Source organism: Variovorax sp. VNK109 (assembly GCF_049445855.1).
Lineage (GTDB): Bacteria > Pseudomonadota > Gammaproteobacteria > Burkholderiales > Burkholderiaceae_C > JAGOCV01.
Genome location: NZ_JBMSDV010000003.1, coordinates 258330 through 282156, shown reverse-complemented (window position 1 = coordinate 282156; position 23827 = coordinate 258330). Strand labels below are relative to the sequence as shown.

General features: G+C 64.9%; 25 protein-coding genes. 6 read left to right on the top strand and 19 right to left on the bottom strand.

All coding sequences use genetic code 11. From position 1 onward, the window contains the following. Positions 1–30: 30 nt before the first annotated feature. The 15 genes from ACO2Q9_RS12425 to ACO2Q9_RS12355 form a co-directional block, all read right to left on the bottom strand. Complete coding sequence (locus ACO2Q9_RS12425) at positions 31–2037, bottom strand: acetyl/propionyl/methylcrotonyl-CoA carboxylase subunit alpha (protein ID WP_423311768.1); 2007 nt, start codon at positions 2035–2037, stop codon at positions 31–33. A 14-nt stretch (positions 2038–2051) separates the two neighbouring features. Beyond that, positions 2052–2585 (bottom strand): DinB family protein, encoded by a 534-nt coding sequence (locus ACO2Q9_RS12420; protein WP_423311766.1) that lies wholly within the window; start codon positions 2583–2585, stop codon positions 2052–2054. 22 nt (positions 2586–2607) lie between these two features. Continuing rightward, complete coding sequence (locus ACO2Q9_RS12415; RefSeq protein WP_423311764.1) at positions 2608–3399, bottom strand: enoyl-CoA hydratase/isomerase family protein; 792 nt, start codon at positions 3397–3399, stop codon at positions 2608–2610. Between the two features lie 21 nt (positions 3400–3420). Continuing rightward, entirely contained in the window at positions 3421–4554 is a 1134-nt protein-coding gene (locus ACO2Q9_RS12410) for an acyl-CoA dehydrogenase family protein (protein ID WP_423311762.1), read from the bottom strand. A gap of 25 nt (positions 4555–4579) precedes the next feature. Then, positions 4580–4981 carry a type II toxin-antitoxin system VapC family toxin gene (gene vapC, locus ACO2Q9_RS12405; protein WP_423311760.1) on the bottom strand — a complete coding sequence of 134 codons (402 nt, stop codon included), beginning with the start codon at positions 4979–4981 and terminating at the stop codon, positions 4580–4582. Then, positions 4968–5273, bottom strand: a complete 306-nt coding sequence (locus ACO2Q9_RS12400) for a type II toxin-antitoxin system VapB family antitoxin (RefSeq protein WP_423311758.1) — start codon at positions 5271–5273, stop codon at positions 4968–4970. Before ACO2Q9_RS12400 ends, vapC begins: the two co-directional genes overlap by 14 nt. A 39-nt stretch (positions 5274–5312) precedes the next feature. Further along, the gene (locus ACO2Q9_RS12395; protein ID WP_423311756.1) at positions 5313–6935 is read right to left on the bottom strand and encodes a carboxyl transferase domain-containing protein; all 1623 of its coding nucleotides are present in this window, start codon (positions 6933–6935) and stop codon (positions 5313–5315) included. A gap of 134 nt (positions 6936–7069) precedes the next feature. After that, positions 7070–7747 (bottom strand): response regulator, encoded by a 678-nt coding sequence (locus ACO2Q9_RS12390; RefSeq protein WP_423311754.1) that lies wholly within the window; start codon positions 7745–7747, stop codon positions 7070–7072. After that, positions 7744–9882: an MASE1 domain-containing protein gene (locus ACO2Q9_RS12385; RefSeq protein WP_423311751.1), complete on the bottom strand. Its 2139-nt coding sequence runs from the start codon at positions 9880–9882 to the stop codon at positions 7744–7746. Before ACO2Q9_RS12385 ends, ACO2Q9_RS12390 begins: the two co-directional genes overlap by 4 nt. Beyond that, positions 9879–10352, bottom strand: a complete 474-nt coding sequence (locus ACO2Q9_RS12380) for a RidA family protein (RefSeq protein WP_423311749.1) — start codon at positions 10350–10352, stop codon at positions 9879–9881. The genes ACO2Q9_RS12385 and ACO2Q9_RS12380 overlap by 4 nt, the downstream gene beginning before the upstream one ends. A gap of 7 nt (positions 10353–10359) precedes the next feature. Beyond that, on the bottom strand, positions 10360–11124 hold the full coding sequence (locus tag ACO2Q9_RS12375) for a cysteine hydrolase family protein (protein ID WP_423311746.1): 765 nt from the start codon (positions 11122–11124) through the stop codon (positions 10360–10362). 21 nt (positions 11125–11145) lie between these two features. After that, the gene (locus tag ACO2Q9_RS12370) at positions 11146–12234 is read right to left on the bottom strand and encodes a BMP family ABC transporter substrate-binding protein (RefSeq protein ID WP_423311744.1); all 1089 of its coding nucleotides are present in this window, start codon (positions 12232–12234) and stop codon (positions 11146–11148) included. Positions 12235–12305: 71 nt separating this feature from the next. Continuing rightward, the gene (locus ACO2Q9_RS12365) at positions 12306–13211 is read right to left on the bottom strand and encodes an ABC transporter permease (RefSeq protein WP_423311742.1); all 906 of its coding nucleotides are present in this window, start codon (positions 13209–13211) and stop codon (positions 12306–12308) included. Continuing rightward, a complete protein-coding gene (locus ACO2Q9_RS12360; protein WP_423311740.1) occupies positions 13204–14220 on the bottom strand; it encodes an ABC transporter permease in 1017 nt (338 codons plus the stop codon). Before ACO2Q9_RS12360 ends, ACO2Q9_RS12365 begins: the two co-directional genes overlap by 8 nt. Beyond that, complete coding sequence (locus ACO2Q9_RS12355) at positions 14217–15755, bottom strand: ABC transporter ATP-binding protein (protein WP_423311738.1); 1539 nt, start codon at positions 15753–15755, stop codon at positions 14217–14219. Before ACO2Q9_RS12355 ends, ACO2Q9_RS12360 begins: the two co-directional genes overlap by 4 nt. 163 nt (positions 15756–15918) lie before the next feature. Between ACO2Q9_RS12355 and ACO2Q9_RS12350 the strand changes: the two genes are divergently transcribed. The 5 genes from ACO2Q9_RS12350 (at position 15919) to ACO2Q9_RS12330 (ending at position 19073) form a co-directional block, all read left to right on the top strand. Continuing rightward, the gene (locus tag ACO2Q9_RS12350; RefSeq protein ID WP_423311736.1) at positions 15919–16245 is read left to right on the top strand and encodes an ArsR/SmtB family transcription factor; all 327 of its coding nucleotides are present in this window, start codon (positions 15919–15921) and stop codon (positions 16243–16245) included. Positions 16246–16247: 2 nt separating this feature from the next. Next, a complete protein-coding gene (locus tag ACO2Q9_RS12345) occupies positions 16248–16718 on the top strand; it encodes an SRPBCC family protein (RefSeq protein WP_423311734.1) in 471 nt (156 codons plus the stop codon). Then, a complete protein-coding gene (locus tag ACO2Q9_RS12340) occupies positions 16715–17143 on the top strand; it encodes a GFA family protein (protein ID WP_423311732.1) in 429 nt (142 codons plus the stop codon). Before ACO2Q9_RS12345 ends, ACO2Q9_RS12340 begins: the two co-directional genes overlap by 4 nt. A gap of 76 nt (positions 17144–17219) precedes the next feature. Continuing rightward, entirely contained in the window at positions 17220–18293 is a 1074-nt protein-coding gene (locus ACO2Q9_RS12335) for an AraC family transcriptional regulator (RefSeq protein ID WP_423311730.1), read from the top strand. Between the two features lie 57 nt (positions 18294–18350). After that, complete coding sequence (locus tag ACO2Q9_RS12330; protein WP_423311728.1) at positions 18351–19073, top strand: hypothetical protein; 723 nt, start codon at positions 18351–18353, stop codon at positions 19071–19073. Between the two features lie 7 nt (positions 19074–19080). On the opposite strand, the gene ACO2Q9_RS12325 is transcribed toward ACO2Q9_RS12330, so the two are convergent. Beyond that, positions 19081–20226, bottom strand: coding sequence for a hypothetical protein (locus tag ACO2Q9_RS12325; RefSeq protein WP_423311726.1), 1146 nt, complete (start codon positions 20224–20226; stop codon positions 19081–19083). Beyond that, positions 20223–21143: a serine/threonine protein kinase gene (locus ACO2Q9_RS12320; protein WP_423311724.1), complete on the bottom strand. Its 921-nt coding sequence runs from the start codon at positions 21141–21143 to the stop codon at positions 20223–20225. Before ACO2Q9_RS12320 ends, ACO2Q9_RS12325 begins: the two co-directional genes overlap by 4 nt. Positions 21144–21615: 472 nt before the next feature. Here ACO2Q9_RS12320 and ACO2Q9_RS12315 point away from each other — a divergent pair, with 472 nt between their 5' ends. Next, the gene (locus ACO2Q9_RS12315; protein WP_423311722.1) at positions 21616–21846 is read left to right on the top strand and encodes a helix-turn-helix domain-containing protein; all 231 of its coding nucleotides are present in this window, start codon (positions 21616–21618) and stop codon (positions 21844–21846) included. A 132-nt stretch (positions 21847–21978) separates the two neighbouring features. Here the strand turns inward: ACO2Q9_RS12315 and ACO2Q9_RS12310 are convergent, their stop codons facing one another. Beyond that, on the bottom strand, positions 21979–22461 hold the full coding sequence (locus tag ACO2Q9_RS12310; RefSeq protein ID WP_423311720.1) for a MarR family transcriptional regulator: 483 nt from the start codon (positions 22459–22461) through the stop codon (positions 21979–21981). A 2-nt stretch (positions 22462–22463) separates the two neighbouring features. After that, a complete protein-coding gene (locus ACO2Q9_RS12305; RefSeq protein WP_423311718.1) occupies positions 22464–23813 on the bottom strand; it encodes an aldehyde dehydrogenase in 1350 nt (449 codons plus the stop codon). Positions 23814–23827: the final 14 nt, after the last annotated feature.

The window sequence follows — 23827 nt, the reverse complement described above, 5'->3', positions numbered from 1 at the left end:
GCGGAGTCTGCCACCGTTCGGTGAATGCGATCAGGCCGCCAGCTTCAGCAGCTCGGCGCCCTCGGTCACCTGGTCGCCCGGTGCGAAGAGGAGTTCGGCCACCGTGCCGTCCGCCGGTGCGGCGATGGTGTGTTCCATCTTCATGGCCTCCATCACCGCGAGCGCCTGGCCCTTGGTTACCTTGTCACCGGCTTTCACGGCGAACGACACCACCTTGCCGGGCATCGGCGCGGTGAGCCGTCCGCCTTCGGCAGCGGAATCGCCCGCATGCGCGAGCGGGTCGATGCGCAGGATCTGCGTGGCGCCCTGCGGCATGAAGACGTGCACCGTCTCGCCGCGCGTGTGCACGTGCGCACGTGCGCGCTGGCCGGCGTAGCGCAATTCGATGCTGCCGTCCGCCGCGGGTTCGAAGGACAGCACGCCCGCTGCCTCACCGACCTCCAGCTTCAGGCTGCCGTCATGCAGGTAGTGCAGCGTGGCCTTCTGCGGCTCGCCATGGAAATCGAACTCGAAACGGCGGATGGTGTGGCCCCAGGCCTGCCAGCCGTCGCGCGCGGAGAAGGGGTCTTGCCAGCCGTGCGTCTGCGCAGCCCGCTGCTCCTGCATGAGGACACTTGCCACCGATGCGGCCACCGTCATCGGCAGGCCGACCTTCTCCTGTTCGAACAGCACGGCCTGCTCGCGCTGGATGAGTGCCGTGTCCAGGTCCGCCTGCGCGAACGAGCGGCTCTTCACCACATGACGCAGGAACTGCACGTTGGTCGACAGGCCCACGATGCGCGTGGCAGCCAGCGCCGCGTCCAGCCGCGCCAGCGCTTCTTCGCGCGTGCTGCCGTGCACGATGAGCTTGGCGATCATCGAGTCGTAGAACGGCGAGATCGCATCGCCCTCGCGCACGCCATCGTCGATGCGCACCGTGCCCGGCTCGAACGCCGTGGCCTGCGGACGCGCGTACACCTGCAGCGTGCCGGTGGCGGGCAGGAAGTTGTTGTCCGGGTTCTCGGCGCAGATGCGTGCCTCGATGGCATGACCGTGGATGCGCAGGTCGCCCTGCTTGAGCGGCAGCGGCTCGCCCGACGCCACACGCAGTTGCCATTCGACAAGGTCCAACCCGGTGATCGCTTCCGTCACCGGATGCTCCACCTGCAGGCGCGTGTTCATCTCCATGAAGAAGAAGCCCATGCTGCCGTCGGCCTTCTGCTCGACGATGAATTCCACCGTACCCGCACCCACATAGTTCACCGCACGGGCTGCGGCGACCGCCGCCTCGCCCATCTGCTGTCGCATGGCTTCGGTCATGCCGGGCGCAGGCGCTTCTTCCAGCACCTTCTGGTGCCGGCGCTGCACCGAGCAGTCGCGCTCGAACAGGTACACGTAGTTGCCGTGCGTGTCGCCGAACACCTGGATCTCGATGTGGCGCGGGCGCTGCACGTACCTCTCGATCAGCACCGCGTCGTCGCCGAAACTGTTGATGGCCTCGCGCTGGCACGAAGCAAGCGCGGCCGCGAAGTCTTCCGACTTTTCCACCACGCGCATGCCCTTGCCGCCGCCGCCCGCACTGGCCTTGATGAGCGCCGGGTAACCGATGCGGTCGGCCTCGCGTTGCAGCAGCGCCGGGTCCTGGTCCTTGCCGTGATAACCGGGCACCAGCGGCACGCCGGCCTTTTCCATCAACTGTTTGGACGCAGCCTTGAGGCCCATCGCCTCGATGGCCGAAGGCGGCGGGCCGATGAAGACCAGGCCTGCATCCGCGCAAGCCTGCGCGAACGCTTCGTTCTCGCTGAGGAAGCCGTAACCCGGATGGATGGCCTGCGCGCCGGTGGCCTTGGCAGCCTCGATGATCTTTTCCCAGCGAAGGTAGCTGTCCTTCGGCGCGCTGCCGCCGATGTGGATGGCTTCGTCGCACACCTGCACATGCTTGGCCTGTGCGTCGGCGTCCGAGTACACGGCCACGGTGCGCACGGCCATGCGTGCAGCGGTGGCCGCGACGCGGCAGGCGATTTCTCCACGGTTGGCGATGAGGATCTTGCTGAACATGTGTGTCTCCGTCTTCAGGACTTCGGTGATGTGCGGGCCGCCTGCTCCTGCTGGAGCATGTAGACCATGTCGAGTTCGGGGCCGCGGTCACCCATGGCGCTCAGCGCGGCGGTGATCTGGCCGCGGTGATGCGTTGCGTGGTTGAAAACGTGCGCGAGCGTCGCAGTGAACGGCAGAATGGCGCGCGCACCGCGCATCGTCGTGTAGTCGAGTTCGCCGTCGTAGCGATCGGGCGTGAAGCTTCCGATCAGCGAAGTCCAGCGCTTGCCGCTTTCGATGAGACGCTCCTTGAGCCGCACGCGGTCTTCCTCCACCACGTCGGACAGTTGCACGTCCTTCGGAGAACGGCCGTCCGCAAAGCGCGGGTACCAGAGCAGGTCGCCCGTCACCAGCAGGTGGTTGAGCGTGCCGTGGATCGACTTGAAGAACAGCCCGCAATCGCGCCGGTAGGCATCGTCCGGCAGGGCGTCCACGTGGTCGGCCACCAGGCGTTGCGTGGCCCAGAGGTTGTAGCGGGCCAGTGTGAGGAAATGATCGCGCGGGTTCATCGTGTACTTGTGTTCCCGCCGTTTATTGAGATACCCACGCCGGCTTGCGCTTTTGCAGGAAGGATTGCAGGCCTTCCTTGCCTTCGTCGCTCGCGCGGATGTCAGCGATGCGGCGCGCGGTCTCGGCACGCAGCTCGGCGGTGATCTCGCGACCCGCCACGTCGCGCACCAGCTGCTTGCAGGCGCGGCTCGCAGCGGGGCCGTTGGCGACGATGGCCGCGACAAGCTCGGCCACCTTCGCATCGAGCGTGTCGGGCGTGCACAGCTCGTGCACGAAACCCATCGTCTGCGCCTGCGCGGCGGTGAACCGCTCGGCCGTCACCATGTAGCGGCGCGCGGCCTGCACGCCCATCGCGCGGGCCACGTAAGGGCTGATGGTCGCGGGCAGCAGACCGAGCCGGGCTTCGGACAGGCAGAAGGTCACGTTGTCCGACGCCACCAGCACGTCGCACATCGACGCGAGGCCCATGCCGCCCGCGTAGCAATCGCCCTGCAGACGACCCACCAACGGCACGGGGCACTGATCGATCTGCCAGAGCATGTCGGCCAGCTTCTGCGCATCGGCTCGGTTCTGCTCCCACGAGTAGTCGGCCATCTCGCGCATGAAGTTCAGGTCCGCACCCGCGCAGAAGGCCTTGCCGTGCGCGGCCAGCAGCACGACACGCACATCTTCATCTGCCGAAAGCGCAGCGAACGCAGCGGCCAGTTCGGCGATCAGCGTGCCGTTCATCGCGTTGCGGATGTCCGGCCGGTTGAGCCACACCTCGGCCACTTGGGGCGTGGGGCGACGCAGTTCGATCGTGGTGGTCGTCATCTCTTCGTCCTTGTTCTTGCTTCAGTAGCGCTTGGCCACTTCTTCCAGCATCACTTCCGTCGCGCCGCCGCCGATGCCCAGCACGCGCGCGTCGCGCCACAGGCGTTCGATGGCCGTCTCGCGGATGAAGCCCATGCCGCCGTGGAACTGCTGGCAGGTCTGCACGACTTCGTTCACCAGTTCGCCGGTGAGCGCCTTGAGCATCGAGACTTCCTGCACGATGTCCCGCCCCTGTGTGACGCTCCATGCACAGTGGTACATGAACTGACGCGCCGCGCGGGTCTTCGCGTCCAGCATGGCGATGCGGTGGCGGATGGTCTGCTTGTCCCACAGCGTGCCACCAAAAGCCTGGCGCTGGCGCACATGGTCGAGCGTAAGGCGGATCGCCTGCGTGCAATGGCCCACGGCCATGGCCGCGAGCGCGATGCGCTCGGTCTGGAAGTTCTTCATCACCGAATAGAAGCCCTTGCCCTCTTCGCCCAGCAGGTTGCCGGCGGGAACGCGCACGTTGTCCAGCACCAGCTCGGCCGTGTCGGACGACAGCCAGCCGGTCTTCTTCAATGCGCGGCCCACGCTGAAACCGGGTGTGCCTTTCTCGACGATGAACATGGACATGTCGTGCCGCGCCGTGCCGGTCTTGGCCGCGATGAAATACAGGTCTGCATGCACGCCGTTGGTGATGAACATCTTCGTGCCGTTGAGCACCCAGTCGTCGCCATCACGACGCGCTGTGGTGCGGATGCCCGCAACGTCAGAGCCTGCGCCGGGCTCGGTGATGCCCACGGCCGTGATCAGCTCGCCCGCGGTCACGCGCGGCATGTATTTCTGCTTCTGCTGCAGGTTGCCGGCGTGATGCAGGTGCGGGCTCGCCATGTCGGTGTGCACGAGCACCGTGATGATGAAGCCCGCGTAAGTGGATTGCGACAGCGCCTCGGCAAACACGAGGTTCGTCAGCGCGTCGGCTTCACCGCCGCCGTACTCGCCTTCGTACATCAGGCCCAGCAACCCGGCCCGGCCCATGCTGCGCAACACCTCGCGCGGCACCATCCCCTGCTCTTCCCACTTGTCCGCAAACGGTTCGACCTCCCGCGCGATAAATCGCGCGATCTGGTCGCGCAGCAGTTCGTGATCGGGGGTGATATAGATGTTGTCCACTCGCTTGTCTCCTTCGTTCTTCTTTTCAGTGGTGCCAGGCGTGCAAGCCGCGAAGCTGCTCGAACGCCTCGAAGTCCCGGTCACGATGCAGCAGCGTGTAACCGCGCTCGATGCAGAAAGTTGCCAGCAGCACGTCGATGGAATTCCGCACGGTGACGCCCTGTGCGCGCAAACTGCGATAGTGCGCAGCGGCTTGCTGGGCCAAGTCCGTGCCGCCGGTCGATTCCACCGTCATCGAAAGCATCAGGCGCTGCGCCTGCAGGTAGTCGCGCTCCTGCCTGAAGCCCCTGAGAACTTCGTACAAGACGAGATCAGGAACGATGAGCATGACCTCGCCTTTGCGCAGCAATTCGCGGAGCACGCCGCGGGCAGGCGTCGCCGCACCGTTGAAGAAGTCGATCCACACACCGGAATCAGCGACGACCATGGCCCGCCTTCGGCGTCTTGTTGCCAGCACGCTTGCCGGTGATCGGCGTGGGTGCAGGTGAGTTCGCGACAAGGCGGCGAGCATCACTACCTGTGGTCAATGCCGTGGCAAGGCCCTCTTCATCGTCACCATCCCAATGGAGTTTCCCCTCCCATTTGAGTATTTCGCGATAGGCAGCCTGCCTCGCGAGAAGCTTGAGCCCTGCTTCCACGGCGTCCTTCTTGGTCTTGAACGGACCGGCCTTCATCGCCTCGTCCATCAGATCCTCATTGATATCGATGTTGGTTCGCATGATGTGTATAAATCATTGAAAACGTACACATCTTACACATCACATCCGGAACACGCCGAACTTCGCATCCGGAATCGGCGCGTTGAGCGAGGCCGACAGGCCGAGTGCGAGCACGCGGCGCGTGTCGGCGGGGTCGATCACGCCGTCGTCCCACAGGCGCGCGCTGGAGTAATACGGATGCGACTGGTGCGCGAACTGGTCGAGGATGGGCTGCTTGAAGCTCTTCTCTTCGTCCGCGCTCCAGCTGCCACCGCGCGCCTCGATGCCGTCGCGCTTGACGGTGGCGAGCACGCCCGCCGCCTGCTCGCCGCCCATCACGCAGATGCGCGCGTTCGGCCACATCCACAAAAAGCGCGGCGAGTACGCGCGGCCGCACATGCCGTAGTTGCCCGCGCCATAGCTGCCGCCGATGATCACGGTGAACTTCGGCACGTTGGCGGTGGCGACGGCCGTCACCATCTTCGCGCCATGCCGTGCGATGCCTTCGTTCTCGTACTTGCGGCCCACCATGAAGCCGGTGATGTTCTGCAGGAAGACGAGCGGCACCTTGCGCTGGCAGCACAGCTCGATGAAGTGCGCGCCCTTCTGCGCGCTCTCGGAGAACAGCACGCCGTTGTTGGCGACGATGCCCACCGGCATGCCTTCGATGTGCGCGAAGCCGCACACCAGCGTCGCGCCGAAGCGCGCCTTGAACTCATGGAATTCGCTGCCATCCACGATGCGCGCGATCACCTCGCGCACGTCGTACGGCTTGCGCGTGTCGGTGGGAATGACGCCGTAGAGCTCTTCCGTGGGATACAGCGGCGGGCGGGCGGCTTGCGTCTGCACCGGCAACGCCTTGTCCTTGTTGAGCGTGGCCACGGCCTGGCGTGCGATGGCCAAGGCATGCGCGTCGTTCTGCGCCAGATGGTCCGCCACGCCGGACAGGCGCGTGTGCGCGTCGCCGCCGCCCAGGTCTTCGGCCGACACGATCTCGCCCGTGGCGGCCTTCACCAGCGGCGGGCCGCCCAGGAAGATGGTGCCCTGGTTCTTCACGATGATGGTTTCGTCGCTCATGGCCGGCACATACGCGCCGCCCGCCGTGCACGAACCCATCACCACCGCGATCTGTGCGATGCCCTGCGCGCTCAGGTTCGCCTGGTTGAAGAAGATGCGACCGAAGTGGTCGCGGTCGGGAAACACGTCGTCCTGGTTCGGCAGGTTGGCACCACCCGAGTCCACGAGGTAGATGCAGGGCAGCCGGTTCTGCTGCGCCACTTCCTGCGCGCGCAGGTGCTTCTTCACCGTCATGGGGTAATAGGTGCCGCCCTTCACCGTCGCGTCGTTGCAGACGATCATGCAGTCGATGCCGTTCACGCGGCCGATGCCGGCGATGACGCCAGCGCATGGTGCGTCGGTCACGCCGTCCTTGTTGAGGTACATGCCGTGCGCCGCGAGGGGCGACAGCTCCAGGAAGGGCGTGCCCGGGTCCAGCAACATCTGCACGCGCTCGCGCGGCAGCAGCTTGCCGCGCGCCGTGTGCTTCTTGCGGGCGGCTTCACCGCCACCTTCGGCAGCCTTGGCAATCTGGGCCGTCAGGTCGTCCACCACGGCGCGCATGGCGGCGGCATTGGCCTGGAAGTCGGCGGAACGGGCGTTGAGTTTTGTCTCCAGGGCAGGCATTTTTTCCTCGGCTTTTCGCAGACCTGTCACTGTACGGAAAAGACGCGTCCAGGGGGCGCCGGGAAGGTTGCAAATCGTGCCAACGACGGCACGTTTTTCGCCGAAGCGGCGGCGGGGCGGCGTGCAGCCGCGGGTTAACCCGGCCCGCCCGCGAGTTCGAATGCCGCTTTCGCCAGTTCGGCGCCCGACTTCAGGCCGAGCTTGCGCTTGATGTTGGCGCGATGCGCCTCGACGGTGTGGACGCTGCGGCTAAGCGTCTCGGCGATCTCGCCGGTCTTCATGCCGCGGCCGATCAGGCGCAGCACTTCCAGTTCGCGGTCGGTGAGTGCAGGCAGCGGGGCCTGCTCATTTTCTGCCACGGCTGCGCTGCCACCGGACGCCAGCCGCGCCAGAAGATCGCTCGCGATCTCTTCCCCGAGATAGATGCGGCCCGCGCGCACCGCACGTAGCGCGGTGACGATCTTGCGCGTGGCTTCCTGCTTCATCACGTAGCCGCGCGCGCCCGCACGCAGCACGCGTTCGGCATAAAGCCGTTCGTCGTGCATCGACAGCACCAGGCATTTCACATGGGGGTGCGCTGTGCGCAGGCGCTTGATGAGGTCGAGGCCCGACTGGTCTTCGAGCGACAGGTCCACCACCACGAGGTCGATGGCCTGCGTGGCGACGACGGCGAGCGCCTCGTCCACCGTGCCGACGTCGGCGCAGACGGTCAGGTCGCCCTCGCGCGCGATGAGTTGCGCAATGCCATGCCGCAGGATCGGGTGATCGTCGACGATCAGCACCCGCGCGGCCGTTGCGTCCTGCAGGGTCATCCTTGTTCCTTTGCACCCGGTGCCCAGCGCACCGCCACGACCCAGATGTTGCCAGACGGCGCCATGGACGGGTGGGCCGCTTGCGGGCCGATGGCGATGTCCGCGTCGATCAGGTGTGCACGGTGCCGCATGATGCGCAGGCCGATGCCTGCGTCGTCCACACTGTCGGTGTCATGGCGCACGGCAGCGTTCCCGCCTCCGGGTGCGGTCATGCTGCTGCGGATCTCCATCGCCAGCCCGCCGCCCTCTTCCTCCCGCAGCGCCATCTCGATGTCCGAACCCGGCGCATGGCGGATCGCGTTAGTCACCGCTTCCTGCGCGATGCGATAGAGGTGGATGGCCGCCGCGTGGTCCGCGATGTCCACCGGTTGCGGGCAGCGCAGCGTGCAGTGCCGCCGTGTTTGGCGGCCGGTGGAATCGGCCAGTTGCTGCAGCGCGCCCATCAGGCCCGCACCGCCGATCTCCACAGGGAACAGCCCGCGCGCGAGCAGCCGCGTCTGCGCGACAGCGCCGCTGAGCATCAGTTCGATCTGCTGCGCGCTCTGCTGGGCCGCATCGGCACCTGCGGCCTCGAGGTCGCGCGCGAGCAGTTCGGCCTGCACCGCCGTTGCGGTGAGATGCTGGCCCAGGCCGTCGTGCAGTTCACGGCCCAGGCGCTGGCGTTCATGCTCGCTGATGCGGATCAGTTCCTGCTCCAGCCGCTGGCGCTCGATCATTTCGGCTTGCAGCGACGTGTTGGCCGTGGCGAGGTCGCGCGTGCGTTCGGCCACCCGCGCTTCGAGTTCGCGCCGCGCATGGCGCAGCGCATCGGCGGCCTGTACGCGCGCGCTCACGTCGACACCGGAAACGATGGAGTGCGTCATCGCGCCGTCCGGCCCGCGCAACGCGGTGGCCGTCCACGACACGGTGATCGGCGGCCCGCTGCGGCGGCGCAGCGGGCTGTCGTGCCGCGCGATTTCCGACAGCCGCAGGCGCAGCAGTTCGGCGTGCGCCTTCACCTTGTCGCGCTGCTCTTCGGGAATCAGCGCTTCCTCGAAGCGCTGGCCGGCGATGTCGGCGGAATCGAAGCCCGTGGCGCGTTCGAACGCGCGGTTCACCCTGACGATGCAGCCCTGTGCGTCCAGCACCAGCACGAACGCGCCTTCGGCGTCGAGCACGGCGGTGGAGAAGTCACGGTCGCGGATGGCCTGCGCACGCGCGCGGTCACGCTCGCTCTGGCTGGCCGCGAGCAGCAGGCCGGTGACGGTGATGACGTTGGCAAACACCCACCAGCGCGCGAGGCTGCCGGTCTGCCCCTGGTCCACGAACGGGCCCATGCCGTGCACGGTGCCCCACACCGCCGCGAGCGTGACGAGCAGCGTCACCAGCGTCGCGCCGCGCAGGCCGAAGCGCAGCGCGGCCCACACCACGAGCGGGAAGAGCGCAAGCGCTGCCGGGTAGTTGCCGGGCTCGGGCGACAGGCGCGACAGGCGCGAGAGTTCTCCGCCGAACACCAGCTCGCACAGCACGACGAGTACCGCCAGCAGCAATGCGGCTTCGATCTTGCGGCTGCGCGTCATGCCGGCAGACGCACCGCCGATGGCACCGCGTTGCCACCATGCGAGCAACCACGGCGCCAGCACCACGACGCCCGTCGCGTCGCCCATCCACCACTGCAGCCACGCGAGCGGATAGTTCTCCGCCGGCAACGTGCCGCCCAGCACCAGCGACGCCGGCCCGATGAAAGCAGACACCGCCGCGGCCAAAGTGCCCAGCGCCAGGATCGCCATCACGTCGCGCACGCGCTGCAATTGCGCGTCGAAGCCGACGCGGCGCAGCGCCCACCAGCACAGCCAGGTCTGCGCGATGTTGCCGATGGCAATGCCCAGGATCGCGCCCAGCGGCGCGGCAGTGCCCGCATTGGCGATCAGGTCGCCGATGAGAATGCCGGGCGCCAGGCGCGGCCCCCAGCGCAGGAAAACGAAGAGCGAAATGCCCGTGGGCGGCCAGATCAGCGTGACGTTCGGGCCCACGCTGGAATACGCCAGCCCGGCGCGCGCCGCCATGCCGTAGACCAGCCCGAACACCAGGCATTCGAACAGCAGCACCAGCGCAGGCGGCCAGTGCGGCTTGCTGCCGGCCGGGCCAGGTTTCACACCGCCACCTCGAACACCGCATCCACCTCCACCGCCGCGCCGCGCGGCAGGCTGGCCACGCCCACCGCCGTGCGCGCGTGGCGGCCCGCCTCGCCCATCAGGCCAACGAACAGGTCCGACGCGCCGTTGATGACGAAGGGCACCTGCAAAAAGTCCGGGTCGCAGTTGACGAAGCCACCCACGCGCAGCAGCCCGCGCACGCGCGACAGGTCGCCGTCGCACGCGAGCTTCAGGCAGGCCAGCAGGTTGAGCGCGCAGAGTTCCGCGGCTTTCTTGCCCGTCTCCACATCGAACTCGCGGCCGAGCTTGCCGATGTAGGGCACGGTGCCGTTCCACTCGTTCACCTGGCCGGCCAGGTAGACCGTGTTGCCCTGCCGCCGCCAGGGCACGAAGTTGGCCACGGGCGTGGGGGGTGTGGGCAGTTCGAGGCCGCGCTCGGCGAGCCCGCGTTCGATCGCACTCAATGACATCGTCGAATCACTTTCCGGTGAAGCCCGCCATCAACGAGGCGGAATCCGTCATGAAACCATACAGCAGCTTCACGTTGTACTCCGTCGCCTGCATGCAGTAGTCGGGCGACGTCGTGCCCACGCAGTCGCGCAGCATCAGCACGTCGTAGCCGAGGAAGCTCGCGTCTTCCAGCGAGGTCATCACGCACTGGTCGGCGTTCACGCCTGCGAAGAACAGCGTCGACAGACCCATGTTGCGCAGGATGCTGTCCAGCGGCGTGTCCCAGAAGCCGGAGAAGCGGTGCTTGGTCACGTGCACGTCGCCGGGCTCGGGCACCAGTTCATCGACGATTTGCGCACCCCAGCCGCCTTCGAGCAGTATCGGCGCGCCGCCGGGAATCGTCTCGCCCAGCCCTGCGCCTTCGCCGTCATGCGTGTGCGCATGCAGCAGCGAGGGGTGGATGTTGAGCAGATCGCGCCGCACGCCCCAGTTGAGCCAGACGATCGGCACGCCCTGCGCGCGCAGGAACGGCACCAGCTTCACCAGCGGCGCGATGGGCGCGCGGTCCGGCGTGATGTCGATGCCGCGGTAGTCGAGGTAGCCGCCCCTGGCGCAGAAGTCGTTCTGCATGTCCACCACCACCAGCGCGCTGCGGTGGGCGTCCACCACCACGCGCTGGGGCTGGGCGTCGAGGGCCACCGGCCGCGCGGGCCGGCGGTCCGCGCGCGACAGGTCGGCCGTGGCCGCGTCCACCCGCCAGCGGTTGGCGGCGTGGGAACCCATGTCTTTCATCGCGTGCCTCTTCTCTTCTTTTTACTTGATGGTGCCCACGACACCCTTGACGAAGAACTGCATGCTCTCCAGTTGCTCCATCGGCATCGGCTTGCCGGCGGCCAGGATCTCCTTGCCGTCCTGCCCCGTCATCGGGCCGGCCCAGACCTTGAACTTGTCCTTGAGGATGTCGTCCTTCTTCGCCAGCACCTTGGTGCGCACGGCCGGCGGAACCGCGGGGCCGAAGCCGTCCAGCACCACGGTGCCGTCCTTCATGTCGCCGCGCACGTGCGAGGGCTTCCAGGTGCCGGCCTGGATCTCCTTCACGATCTTCAGCATGGTCGGGCCCCAGTTCCACGACGCGCCGGTCAGCACCGCCTTCGGTGCGAACTTCGACACGTCCACGTCCTTGCCCACCACGTAGATGCCGCGCTTCTCGGCCGTCTGCGCGATGGTGATCGGGCTGTCCACCTGTTCACCGATGACGTCGATGCCGGCATCGACCAGCGCGTTGGTGGCTTCGGCTTCCTTCGGCGGTTGCAGCCAGCCGCCGGTCCACACCACGGTGGTGGTGGCGTTCGGGTTCATGGCCTGCGCGCCCAGCGTGAAAGAGTTGATCGAGCGGATCACCTGTGGAATCGGGAACGCCGCGATGAAGCCGAGCTTGCCGCTCTTGCTGACCGCGCCCGCTGCCATGCCGGCCAGGTACATCGCGTCGTCGGAGTTGGCCCAGTAGGTTCCGACGTTGTCGCCGGTCTTGAGACCGCCCGCGTGCAGGAACGCGACCTTGGGGTACTTCTTGCCGAGCGCGATGGCGTAGTCGAGGTAGCCGTAGCTGGTGGCGAAGATGATGCCCGCGCCCGACTGGATCATGCGCTCCATCACCTTCTCGACCTCGGCCGTTTCGGGGATGTTCTCGACGTGCAGCGTCTTGGTGCCGGGCAGGTTCTTCTCGACGAACAGGCGGCCATAGTCCATGGAGGTGTTGTAGCCGTAGTCCTTCTCGGGGCCGACGTAGATGTAGCCGAGTGTGGACTTGGATTGCGCGGCTGCGGGCAGCGCAACGGCAGCGGCGAGTGCGGCGAAGGCGACTGCCGCAACGCGGCGTGTCACGGTGGAACGGGTTTTCATGACGATGACCTTTCGGGGTTGAGTGAGAGGGTTGAGTGAGGAAGAACAGCGGGAAAATCTTTTGTGCGCATCTACCGCTCCAGCACGGCGCGCAGCCCGGCAGGCGCGCCGCCGGACGACGCGCCGCGCGCGCCCATGCGCGCACAGGTGAACGTGAAAACAGCGAGGCTCGCCACGTAGGGCAGCATGTGCAGCAACTGCGCGGAGACGCCGATGCCGGTGGTCTGCAGTCGCAGCGACAGCGCTTCGGCCAGCCCAAAGAGCAGTGCGGCCGGCAGTGTGAGCCACGGGTTCCAGCGCGCGACGATGACCAGGCCTACGGCCACGAGGCCGCGCCCCGCCGTCATGCCTTCGGCCCAGGTGCGCGTGTAGTCCACCGACAGCGCGGCACCGCCCAGGCCTGCGAGCAAACCGCCGACGAGCACGCCTGCGCACACCACGCGCCACGGCACGATGCCGGCCGCCGCTGCGCCCGATTCCGATTCGCCCACGGCGCGCCAGCGCAGGCCGGTGCGCGTGCGCATGAGCCACAGCGCAATGACAGGCACGAGCAGCAGCGCGATCAGCATCGTCGGCGTGATGCCGCCCGCCCACGGTGTGAAGCTCTGGATGGGAAGGCCCACGAGGCTCGCACCCGCATAGGCCGAGAGGCCGAAGCCCAGCATCCACACCGCCAGGCCCGCCGCGAACTGGTTGGCCTGCGCAGAAATGGTGAGCCATGCGTACACGCACGACAGCAGTGCGCCCGCCAGCGCGCCAGCTGCGAGGCCGACCCACGGGTTACCGGTGAACGCGGTCACGCCATAGGCCGTCACCGCGCCGACCAGCATCTCGCCCTCCACCCCGAGGTTGATGCGACCCACGCGCTGCGTGAGGCATTCACCCAGCAAGACGAAGAGCAGCGGCGTTGCGCTGCGCCACGCGGACACGGCGAGCCCGGCGACGAATTCATTGAAGAGCGCGTGCAGCTCAGCCACGGCGTGCTCCCTTCACGCGCAACCCCGCCGCGCCGAGCACTGCCACGAACAGCAGCCCCTGCACCACCAGCGTGGCCGACGACGGCACGCGCGTCATCATCTGTAGCCCGTCGCCCGAGGCGAGCAGCGCGCCCACCAGCAGTGACAACAGCACCGTGCGCAACACGCGGTTGCCGCCGAGCCACGCGACGAGAAAGCCCGACAACCCGACGCCGTTCGACAGGTTCGGCTGCAGGCGTCCCTGCACCACCGACGCTTCCACGATGCCCGCCAGCCCCGCGAGGGAGCCGCCGATCACCAGCGTCAGCAGCACCTGCTTCTTCATGCTGAGCCCCGCGATCGCTTCGAGCCGCGGGTTGCCGCGCAGCACGTCGAGCATCAGGCCCCAGCGCGTGCGGGTGAAAACAAAGTGCAGCACGGCGGCCAGCGCCAATGCGACGAGCAGGCCCGCGTGCAGGCGGCCTTCGTCCGTCAGCAGCGGCAGTCGCGCGGCCTCGGGGAAGTCGATGGTCGCGGGCCAGCCCTGGCTCTTCGGGTCTTTCCACGCGCCGTAGACCAGCCAGGTGACGGCGAGCGCCGCCACGTAGTTGAGCATCAGCGTGGAGATGGTTTCGTTGACGTTGGCGGCCGTGCGCAACAGGCCGGGCACGAAGGCCCAGAGCGCGCCACCCGCCACACCGGCCAGCAACACGGCCGGCAGCAGAACGGCCATCGGTGCGGTGGGCATCAAGAGCATCGCACCGGTGCCCGCGATGGCGCCCGAATAGAACTGCCCCGCCGCGCCCACCGAGATGAGCCCGAGCCGCGCAGGCACCAGCGTTGCCAGCGCGCACAGCAGGATGGGCGTGGCCCGCAGCAACGATTCGCCGATGGCGTAGCGGCTGCCAGCCGCCGCGTCGGCGATCTGCTGGAACATCTCCAGCGGGTTGCGGCCGATGGCGAGGAAGAACACGCCGGCCAGCAGCACGAACAACGTGACGACGCGCGCGAAGTTGGCGGAAGCCGTCATGCGGTGACCTCTTGCGGAACATGCCCGGTCATCCAAGCGCCGATCTGCTCCGCCGTCGCATCGGCGGCATCGACGACCGCCACGATGCGGCCCGCGTGCATCACCGCGATGCGGTGCGCATGCTGCAGCAGGTCGTCCAGGTCTTCGCTGATCCACAGCACCCCGCTGCCCTGCGCGGCCAGACCGAAGAGCGATTCGTACACCTGCGCGGTGGCCGTCACGTCCAGCCCCATCGTCGGGTAGCAGGCCACCACGGCACCGGGCATGCCGGAGAGCTCGCGCGCGGCCACCAGCTTCTGCAGGTTGCCGCCGGAGAGTTGACCAGCCAACGCGGCGGGGTCCGACGGACGCACCGAAAAGCGCGCAATGAGTTCCTGCGCCTCGCGCATCAACCCGTCCTGCGACGGCAGCAGCGGCAAGGTGCGCAGCTTCTTCACCGCGAGGTTGACCGCCAGCGACAAGCCCGGCGCCACCGCGTTGCGCAGCGGCTCGGGCGGTATGTAGCCGAGATTCGGTGCTGCGCGCACAGGCATGCGCGGTGCGCGCAGCAGTTCGCCGTCGAGGATGACCTCGCCCGCTTCCACCGCACGCATGCCCGCAATCGCTTCGGCCAGCGCCGTCTGGCCGCTGCCAGAGATGCCGGCCACGCCCACGATCTCGCCCGGCGCGATGGAGAGGCTCACGTCGTGCGCGGCTTCAGCGTCGTGCGAACCGTCTTCACCCACTGTGACGCCACGCAATTCAAGCCTCGGCGCTTTGCCCATGACCGGACGCGAGGGCGTACGCACCGGCGCAGGCTCTTCGCCCACCATCCAGCGCACGATCTGCGCATCAGTCGGCGCATCGGTGCTGCCCGTGGCCGGCACCTGCGCCACCACGCGACCGGCGCGCATCACCGCCACGTCGTCGGCGCAGGCGCGCACGTCCGACAGCTTGTGCGTGATCAGCACCACCGACAGCCCCTGCTGCGTGAGCGAGCGGATCAATTGCCACAGCCGCTGCGCCTCGGCCGGCGCCAGCACGGCGGACGGTTCGTCCAGGATCACGCAGCGCGCGTCGCGCAGCAGCACCTTGGCGAGCTCGATCAACTGCATCTGCCCCACGGGCAGCGAAGACACCGGCGAGTCCGGGTCCACGCCCGGTGCGAGGCGTGCCAGTTGCGCGTCCAGCCCCGACAGGCGGCGCGCACCGCGCCCCACCCACCACGGCGGCGCTTCGAGCGCCAGCGCCAGGTTCTCGCGCACGGTGAGCGCCGGCATCAGGCTGAACTGCTGGAACACCATGCCGATGCCGGCCGCCAGCGCCTCGCGCGGCGAACCGATCACCGCCTCGCGTCCGTTGATGGTGATGTGGCCTTCATCCGGTGCATGCACACCGTAGAGCACCTTCATCAGCGTACTCTTGCCCGCGCCGTTCTCACCCAGCAGCGCCAGCACCCGCCCTGCGCGGATGTCCAGCGTCGCGCCGTCCACCGCGCGCACCGCGCCGAACCGGCGTGAGATGCCTTCGAGCCGGATGTCCATGCCTTGATTCATGCATCCGACTTTAGGAACGCAAGGCTTCGGCGATGAGCGCGCGCCCCGTGGTTCGCGCGTGGTGGCGGCCGCTATTGGCGGCTAGCGGAATCCACTAGCACTCGACCCAATTGCGCGGCACGCTTGACATGCAGGCATTTACCTGCATATTATCCGCCTACGCATGACAAAGGCCGACGACACGGACAAGGTTTTCAAGGCACTGGGTGACCCGACGCGGCGCAAGCTGCTGGACCTGCTTTCCGAAGAAAACGGCCAGACCCTCGGCCAGCTGTGCGAGCAGCTGGACATGGCACGGCAGTCGGCCACGCAGCACATCGGCATCCTCGAGGCAGCGAACCTCGTGACCACCGTGTGGCGTGGGCGCGAGAAGCTGCACTTCATCAACCCGGTGCCGCTGCATGAGGTGTACGAGCGTTGGGTGCGCAAATTCGAACGGCAGCGGCTCAGCCTGCTGCACGACCTGAAGAAAGAGCTTGAAGGAGAGTGACCATGAGTAAGGAAAAGACGAGCTTCGTCTACGTGACCTACATCCGCTCGACGCCCGACAAGGTGTTCGACGCCATCACCCGTCCCGAGATCGCGCGCCGCTACTGGGGCCATGAGAACGTGTCGGACTGGAAGGTCGGCTCGGACTGGCAGCACGTGCGCGCCAACGAACAGCGCAGCGTCGAGCTGGTGGGCAAGGTGGTGGAGCACACGCCGCCCACGCGCCTGGTCATCACCTGGGCCAACCAGTCGCAGGCGGCCGACCCGTCGGCCTACAGCCGCGTGCAGTTCGACATCGTCGAGTACGAAGGCATGGTGCGCCTCACCGTCACGCATGACGAACTCGATGCCGACAGCGGCATGGCGCGCGGCATCAAGCAGGGCTGGCCGGCCGTGCTGTCCAGCCTGAAGTCGCTGCTGGAAACCGGTGAAGGCATCGACGTGTTCGCCAAGCCGAAGGCGGTGCAGCTATGAAAACGTCAACGATTGCGCCTTTCACCGGCGGCTGCGCCTGCGGTGCAGTGCGCTATGCCACGCCGCATGCGCCGGTCTTCCAGAACCACTGCCAGTGCCGCGACTGCCAGCGGCGCAGCGGCACCGGCCACGGGTCGTGGCTCACCTTTGCGGCACGCGGCGACATGGCCATCACCGGCGAGGCGAAGGAATGGCAGGTGGCCGGCGACAGCGGCAACATCAAGATGCACGCCTTCTGCCCCACCTGCGGCACGCCGGTGTACCTGCGCTTCGCGGCCATGCCCGACCTGATCGCCGTGCCCGCCGGCAGCCTGGACGCGCCGGAACGCTTCGCGCCGCACGTGCTCACCTACAAAGTCCGCGCGCAGGCGTGGGACCGCATCGACCCCACGCTGCAGACCTTCGACCGCATGCCTGTGGGCTGACAGCCGCGCCCACTCCCGCGCCCACGCTCACGCTCACGGGTTGCCAATCGTGCCACCGGGCGGCAGACTGTCACCCATGCCACGCACAGAGACAACGCGCAGCGCGTCACCCGTCAGCGCCCCGATTGCCGTTACCCCCGTCGCTTTCGCGCGCGCCATCGTCACCGCGTACAAGCGCCACGGACGCGATCCGGCCGGCGCATTGAAAGCGGCACAAATCACGCCAGCGCTGTTGAAGAAGGCCGACGGCCGCATGACCGCCGTGCAGATGGAAACCCTGTCCGCCACCGCCATGCAGGAGCTGGACGACGAATCGCTCAGCTGGTTCAGCCGGCCGCTGCCCTGGGGCAGCTACGGCATGCTGGCGCGCGCGTCACTCACCGCGCCTGATCTGGACGTGGCGCTGAACCGCTGGTGCCGCCACCACGGCCTGCTGACCGGCGACGTCACCATTTCCGTGAGCGTGCAGGACGGCGTCGCCACCCTCGCCATCGACGAACACACCGACCTCGGCCCCATGCGCGAGCTTTGCCTGGTCTACCTGCTGCGCAACGCCCACGGCCTGGCTAGCTGGTTCATCGACTCGCGCATCCCGCTCATCGACGCCGCGTTCCCGTACAAACCGCCGCCGCACCGGGATGTGTATGACGTGCTGTTCGGCGGCGCACCCACAAGCTTCGCAGCCGACCGCGCCCTCATCCGCTTCGACGCCCTCTACCTGCGCGAACCCCTGCGCCGCGACGAAGCCGCCATGCGCCAGATGCTGCGCCGCGCCCTGCCCATCGCCGTCATGCCCTACCGCCGTGACCGCCTGCTCGTGCAGCGCGTGCGCCAGATCCTCACCACCCGCCCCGACCAACCCCACACCGCCGACAGCCTGGCCCGCGACCTCAACATGTCCGCCCGCACCCTGCACCGGCAACTGAAGGAAGAAGGCGCGTCACTCCAGCAACTGAAAGACGAAACCCGCCTTCACCGCGCCAAGGATTTGCTGCTGCGCAGCGGCAAGCCGGTGAAGCAGGTGGCTGCTGCGACGGGGTTCCGCAACGAGAAGAGTTTTGTGCGGGCGTTCAAGGGGTGGATGGGGGTGGGGCCGGGGGAGTTTCGGGGGGCGACTTCGCAACATGCCCTTCCCCACGTTTCAGATTGAGATCGCTACGGGGTTTACGATTGTGCTTTCGTTGCAACACCACAGAAGTCCTGACTAGTGAAGACAAAAGTAGATATGCGCTCTCTTGAGGCTCAAGCTCTGACTCGCCGTAAAGGAGCCCCTGAATCCTTTGAATCAGAAGCACAGCTAGTAGAAGCCTTGAAAAAGTGCATCCGACGCGCAAACCTGCGCGAATGGACTACCGACCTTGAGGTGGATGCTGGTGTGGGAATCGCGGACATCGTCCTTTCGAAACGAAACCAAAAAACAACGCGCGAACTTCAACGACTTGCCTCAGTGCCTACACGTCTCGCGCCATTGCTGGCCCCCTCCACCTCGTCGAAAATTCGTTCCTCGGAAGAAATGGCAGCAGCTTTAGGTACGTCTAGCGCCGCAGCGACTCGCGTGCTTTCTATGTTCAAACGAATTGGCCTGCTACGACCAAACGCCAAAAGAATCGAAATTGCGGCTGTAGAAAAGGTGCCTTTCAACACCATCATCGCCGTTGAAGCGAAGCTCTCAGATTGGCCCCGCGCTTTAGCGCAGGCATACAGAAACAAGCAATTTGCTGATCAGTCATGGGTCGTTTTAGACCACTCATATCACCGCGCGGCATTGAAGAACTTGTCGAAGTTCTCTCAATCCGGAGTCGGATTAGTTTCGATTGACAGGAATTCTGGACTTTTCGTTCATCTTGACCCATGCGGAGGCGAGACAAGCACGATTAAGCGTTGGGTTGCTCAAGCAGCTCTAGCAAAACGAGCTGTCCGCAAGCACTAATCACTCATTACGAAATTGCTTTGATCCAAGAATCAATGTGATGGTTACGCCCGTGTTTTTCTAGTTTCACACCATGTTTTTCAAGTTTCGAGTACGCGAGTCGTGCTTTTGCCAGCTTTTCTAGAAGATAGCGTCTCCGATCTTCAGTTTTTAGTTTCTTGAGTACATTGAATTCGTCTGCCATGTTGATGAAGTAGTGCTTGTAAAGCTGAGGTTGATTAAACGTCGGCTCAACAGGAAGCTTCAGCGCCGCTTCTGAATAAGGTGTCGGCTCGTAAATAGTCTTCCATACCTCCGGCGCATCTTTACGTATCGTCCTGGCATCTTCGTACTGCACCCAGTTCATCAAGCCAGCGAGATAGATCCTGGCTTTTGGACCTCTCCTCTCCTCATCAGAAGAAAGAAATTTATCGATCGAGAAGATTCTCGTGTTCTCGAAGGATCCGATCGTTAGGGATATCTCACCCACAGTGGAAAACAATAGGCCTTCCACATTTGTGTATCCAACTATTAACTTTAATCCACTCTCGACAATCTCCCTGAAGAATAGTGAACACTCCTTCAAGAACAATGCATCGTTGATCATTTTTGTATCACGTGGATGCTGATACATGAGGTACAGCTCATCGACGTTAGGGTAGGCGGTTACCCAGTTAAGTAGCTTTTTTCTGAAACCGGCATCTTGAAGCATGGCATCCGTTACCGCCACCGAGAGGCACGATGGATGGTTCCCAGCGGCCTCCATAAATGCTTCAACGGTAAACTGCTTCTGCCGATCAAAGTAGTTTGAGTACATCTGATCTAGAAATCGCGTGGGAATTACTACCGAGCGGAATCCATTCGCCAACTGAAAGTCCACGCATGCTTTTGCTACTGACTTTGCTTGAGAACCAAAGGTTGAAGTCTGAAAGCCGCCATCTACGCTTTCAGGAAAGAACGGGTACGTCAACAGCTTCGGCTTCCTCGAGCTAGGCAGATAGAACTGCGGATCGAAGATCGAAACTGCTCTCGTCTTTTTGTCGAGCTTTTCCACTGAGCCCATGTTCTGATGAAGTGGGCTCAATATCAAACCTGCCCCACAGTTATCCTCTTCAAATGAAGCGACGTTCCAGTTGGCGTTGTGTCCGACTTGATGAAGTAGCTCTAAGGTCATTGCGTTTCCCTCTTCAGTTCCTCAAGTTTTTCAATCAACATCGATGGCGTTCTTGGCCTTGAATACGGGGTCTTTTTCATCAACCATTCAACCAACCCGGAGAATTCAGGAGACGCAACTCCGATCTCGTGAAGAGACTTCGGCTCGTTTTGCTCAATTGCAAGGGCAAGTTCGTGTTCGGCCATATGCCGGCTCGTTCTAAACGGATGTATTCCGGAGGCCAGCAGGTACATCAGAACACCGATTGCAAAGAAGTCTGTCTTGAACGAGATCGCCTCTTTGTCATTTGCAATTTGCTCAGGCGCTGCGAAGTCCAGAGTCAGGGGCGCATTCCCCCAACCTGCCTTAGTTATTCCGGTACCGCCCGTCTCCCTGACAATCCCGAGATCAATAACTACAACCTCTCCGTTTGGCCGGATTAGTATGTTTTCTGGCTTCAGGTCACGATGGACAAATCGCTTGGGGTGCATCCATAGAGGGAACAAGGCATTCGCGATTCCAAGGCAAAGATCAACGATTGCTTGGGGGTTAGCTCGGTATTCTGCTACGGCCTTTCCTAGCGTTTGGGAGACTACAAACGCCTCAATGCTCACGTACAGTTTTGAAGGAAGCGGCTCGTCAGACACTGGGTTGTCGACGAAGAGATTGCTGAAGCGCAACTCCGGGAAATTTTGCGGACGAACATCGGCCAGGATCGCAGTTTCCGCTTGCAGTCTGGTTAACGCTTCGGGCGAGGCGTTTTCAACAACCTTGATAACGACTCGCCCCCAATCCTCCCACCCGCGCAGGAATGTTGAGCCGCCCTCCTCATTGGGCGGCAACATGTCCGCGGGGATTAGCTGATCCTCAAAATGGCCGAAGTAAACCACTCGCTGTCCTGACTCGGCAGCGACCTCCTCGATAACGAGGCTTGGCATACATACCTTAAGGCTCTCGCGCAGAGCAGGCGAGTCATGCGGCACTTGTCCTCCGGCAACTATTTGTAGCCAGAAAGTATGCCTTATTTTTTGTTACAAGGATACAAATCCACGATGTAGAGGCATCCGCAGAGCCGAGCCTAGGGTCTCAATGTCCTCAGCCAACAATGAAAACTCACAACCATCAGGAAGTCGGCACTCGATCATCGGAATGAATCCGAAGTCGGTTCTTCGGGCTTTCAGTATCTGAGCTCTTTCCACAGAGAACAATGGAATTCCGGGCGCGCAGATCATCACCAGCCGTCGATCGGTCACTTGAACCTCACCGTGGCAGAAAAGTTCTCGCCCCATCATCAAGCAGGCCTGACCTTTGAAAAGAAGCTTTTCTCGTTGATGGCTGTCAAATGCTTGCATTGTTCTGGTCTTCTAATCCTGATATGGGATATTCTATTTCAGGATTCACATTCAGCGCGTGTCTCGCGCCATTCACTCGCCGCCGTACAGAAAGCTCCGTCAGTCCCTGATGGGTGCGCGCATTGAGTCCGGCCTGACACAGACGCAAGTAGCAGTGAAACTCAAGCGCCCTCAATCCTTCGTGTCGAAGTACGAAAGCGGGGAGCGCCAACTGGATGCGGTGGAATTCGCCAAGGTCTGTCAGGTGCTTGGTGTGAAGCCCGGCACAATTCTGGACACATTGTTCTAGGACTGTTCAATCCGACAAGGACGCAGCCGGATTCACCACCCCCGCCGCCCACAACACCCGCCAGAAATCCCCCGGCACCACTTCATCCAGCGCACCGGTGGTTGCAGGGCGCTCTGACAGAAGGCCGCGAGCTCACTCGTCCGCGGGCTCGAGTTCGCCACCGTCCTTCAGCACATCCAGCACCCGATCGCACATCGCATACATCTGCTGCACGAACTCCGGGCTGAGTTCGGCTTCGAGTTGCTTGTAGACATCTTCCAGGTCGTGGCTCACGTCGGCGAACATGCGTACAGCGCGCGGGGTGAGCGACACGTGCTGGCGACGCGCGTCGTCTTTCAGCCGCTCGCGCGTGACGAGGCCGATGGCCTCCATGCGGGCGAGCACGCCGGCCAGGCTGGGGCTGGAGATGTGGCAGATGGCGCAGAGTTCGCGCGGCTCCAGCGTGCCGTTGACGTCGAGCGCGCGCAGGATGCGGAACTGCTGCTCGGTGAGGCCTGTCTTCTTCAGCACATGGCGGAAGCGGCCGATGATCGCGCCGCGCACCTGCAGCAGCAGCAGCGGAAGGTTGCGGCGGGCGCGAAGGCGTGCGTTGCTGGTGGGCTTCGTCGGTGTCAAGACTAGAAGGGGTAGGCAGTGGGCTCGGTCTGGATGGTAATCGACCGCAGTTCGGTGAACTCGGCAATCGCCGCCTTGCCGCCGAAACGCCCATGCCCGCTGTCCTTCACGCCGCCGAAGGGCAGTTGCGGCTCGCTGCGCACGGTGGGCGCGTTGATGTGGCACACGCCGCATTCGAGGCGCTGCGCTACTTGCATGGTGCGGCTGATGTCGCTGCCGAAAACCGCGCCTGCCAGGCCGTACTCCGTGTCGTTGGCGACGCGGATGGCTTCTTCGAGGTCCGGCACGCGCACGATGGCGGCGATGGGCCCGAACGATTCGTCGCCGTACACCTTCATGCCGGGGCGCACGTGGTCGATGACGAGCGGCGCAATGCGCGTCTCGCCGTCGCGGCGCAGGGGCACGAGCAGCTTCGCGCCCTGCTGTACCGCGTCGTCCACCATGGCGGCCACCTGATCGGCCGCGTGGCAGCTGATGAGCGCGCCGCTCAAGGCGGGCACGCTGCCGGCGACGAGTTTCTCGGTCTTGGCGGCGAGCGCAGCGGCGAAGGCATCGGCAATCGGTTCTTCCACCACGATGCGTTCGGTGGACATGCAGATCTGGCCCTGGTTCATGAAGGCACCGAAGGCCGCAGCGTTGACGGCGGCGTCGATGTCGGCGTCTTTCAGGACGACCAGCGGCGACTTGCCGCCCAACTCCAGCAGCGCGGGCTTGAGGTGCCTGCCGGCCAGCGCGCCGATGATGCGGCCGGTGCGCGTGGAGCCGGTGAAATTGATGCGGCGCACGGCGGGGTGGGCCACCAGCGCCTCCACCATTTGCGGGGCAATGGCCGGGTCGTGTGCGATGACGTTGACCACGCCTTCCGGAAAGCCCGCGTCGTTCAGCAGTGCGCCGATGAGGCGGTGGCTGTCGGGGCAGACTTCGGACGCTTTCATCACCACGGTGTTGCCGCAGGCCAGCGGCGCGATGAGCGCGCGCAGGCCGAGCAGCAGCGGCGCGTTCCACGGCGCGATGCCGAGCACCACGCCCACCGGCACGCGCACCGTCATCGAGAAGCAGCCCGGCACGTCCGACGGGATGGTTTCGCCACCCACCTGTGTGGTCAGCGCGGCTGCCTCGCGCAGCGCGCCGATGCCGCCCTTCACGTTGAAATGCGCCCAGGCCTGCGACGTGCCGGTCTCGGCCACCATGCGCTCGACGAACACGTCGGCGCGCTGCTGCAGCAGGTCTGCAGCCTTGTTGAGCAATTCGCGGCGGCGGCCCGGCCCCGTGCGCGACCATGACTTGAAGGCTTGCGCGGCGCCATCGACGATGGCCTGCGCTTCAGCGACGGTGTGCTGTCTGGTGTTCATTCGATCTCTCTCGA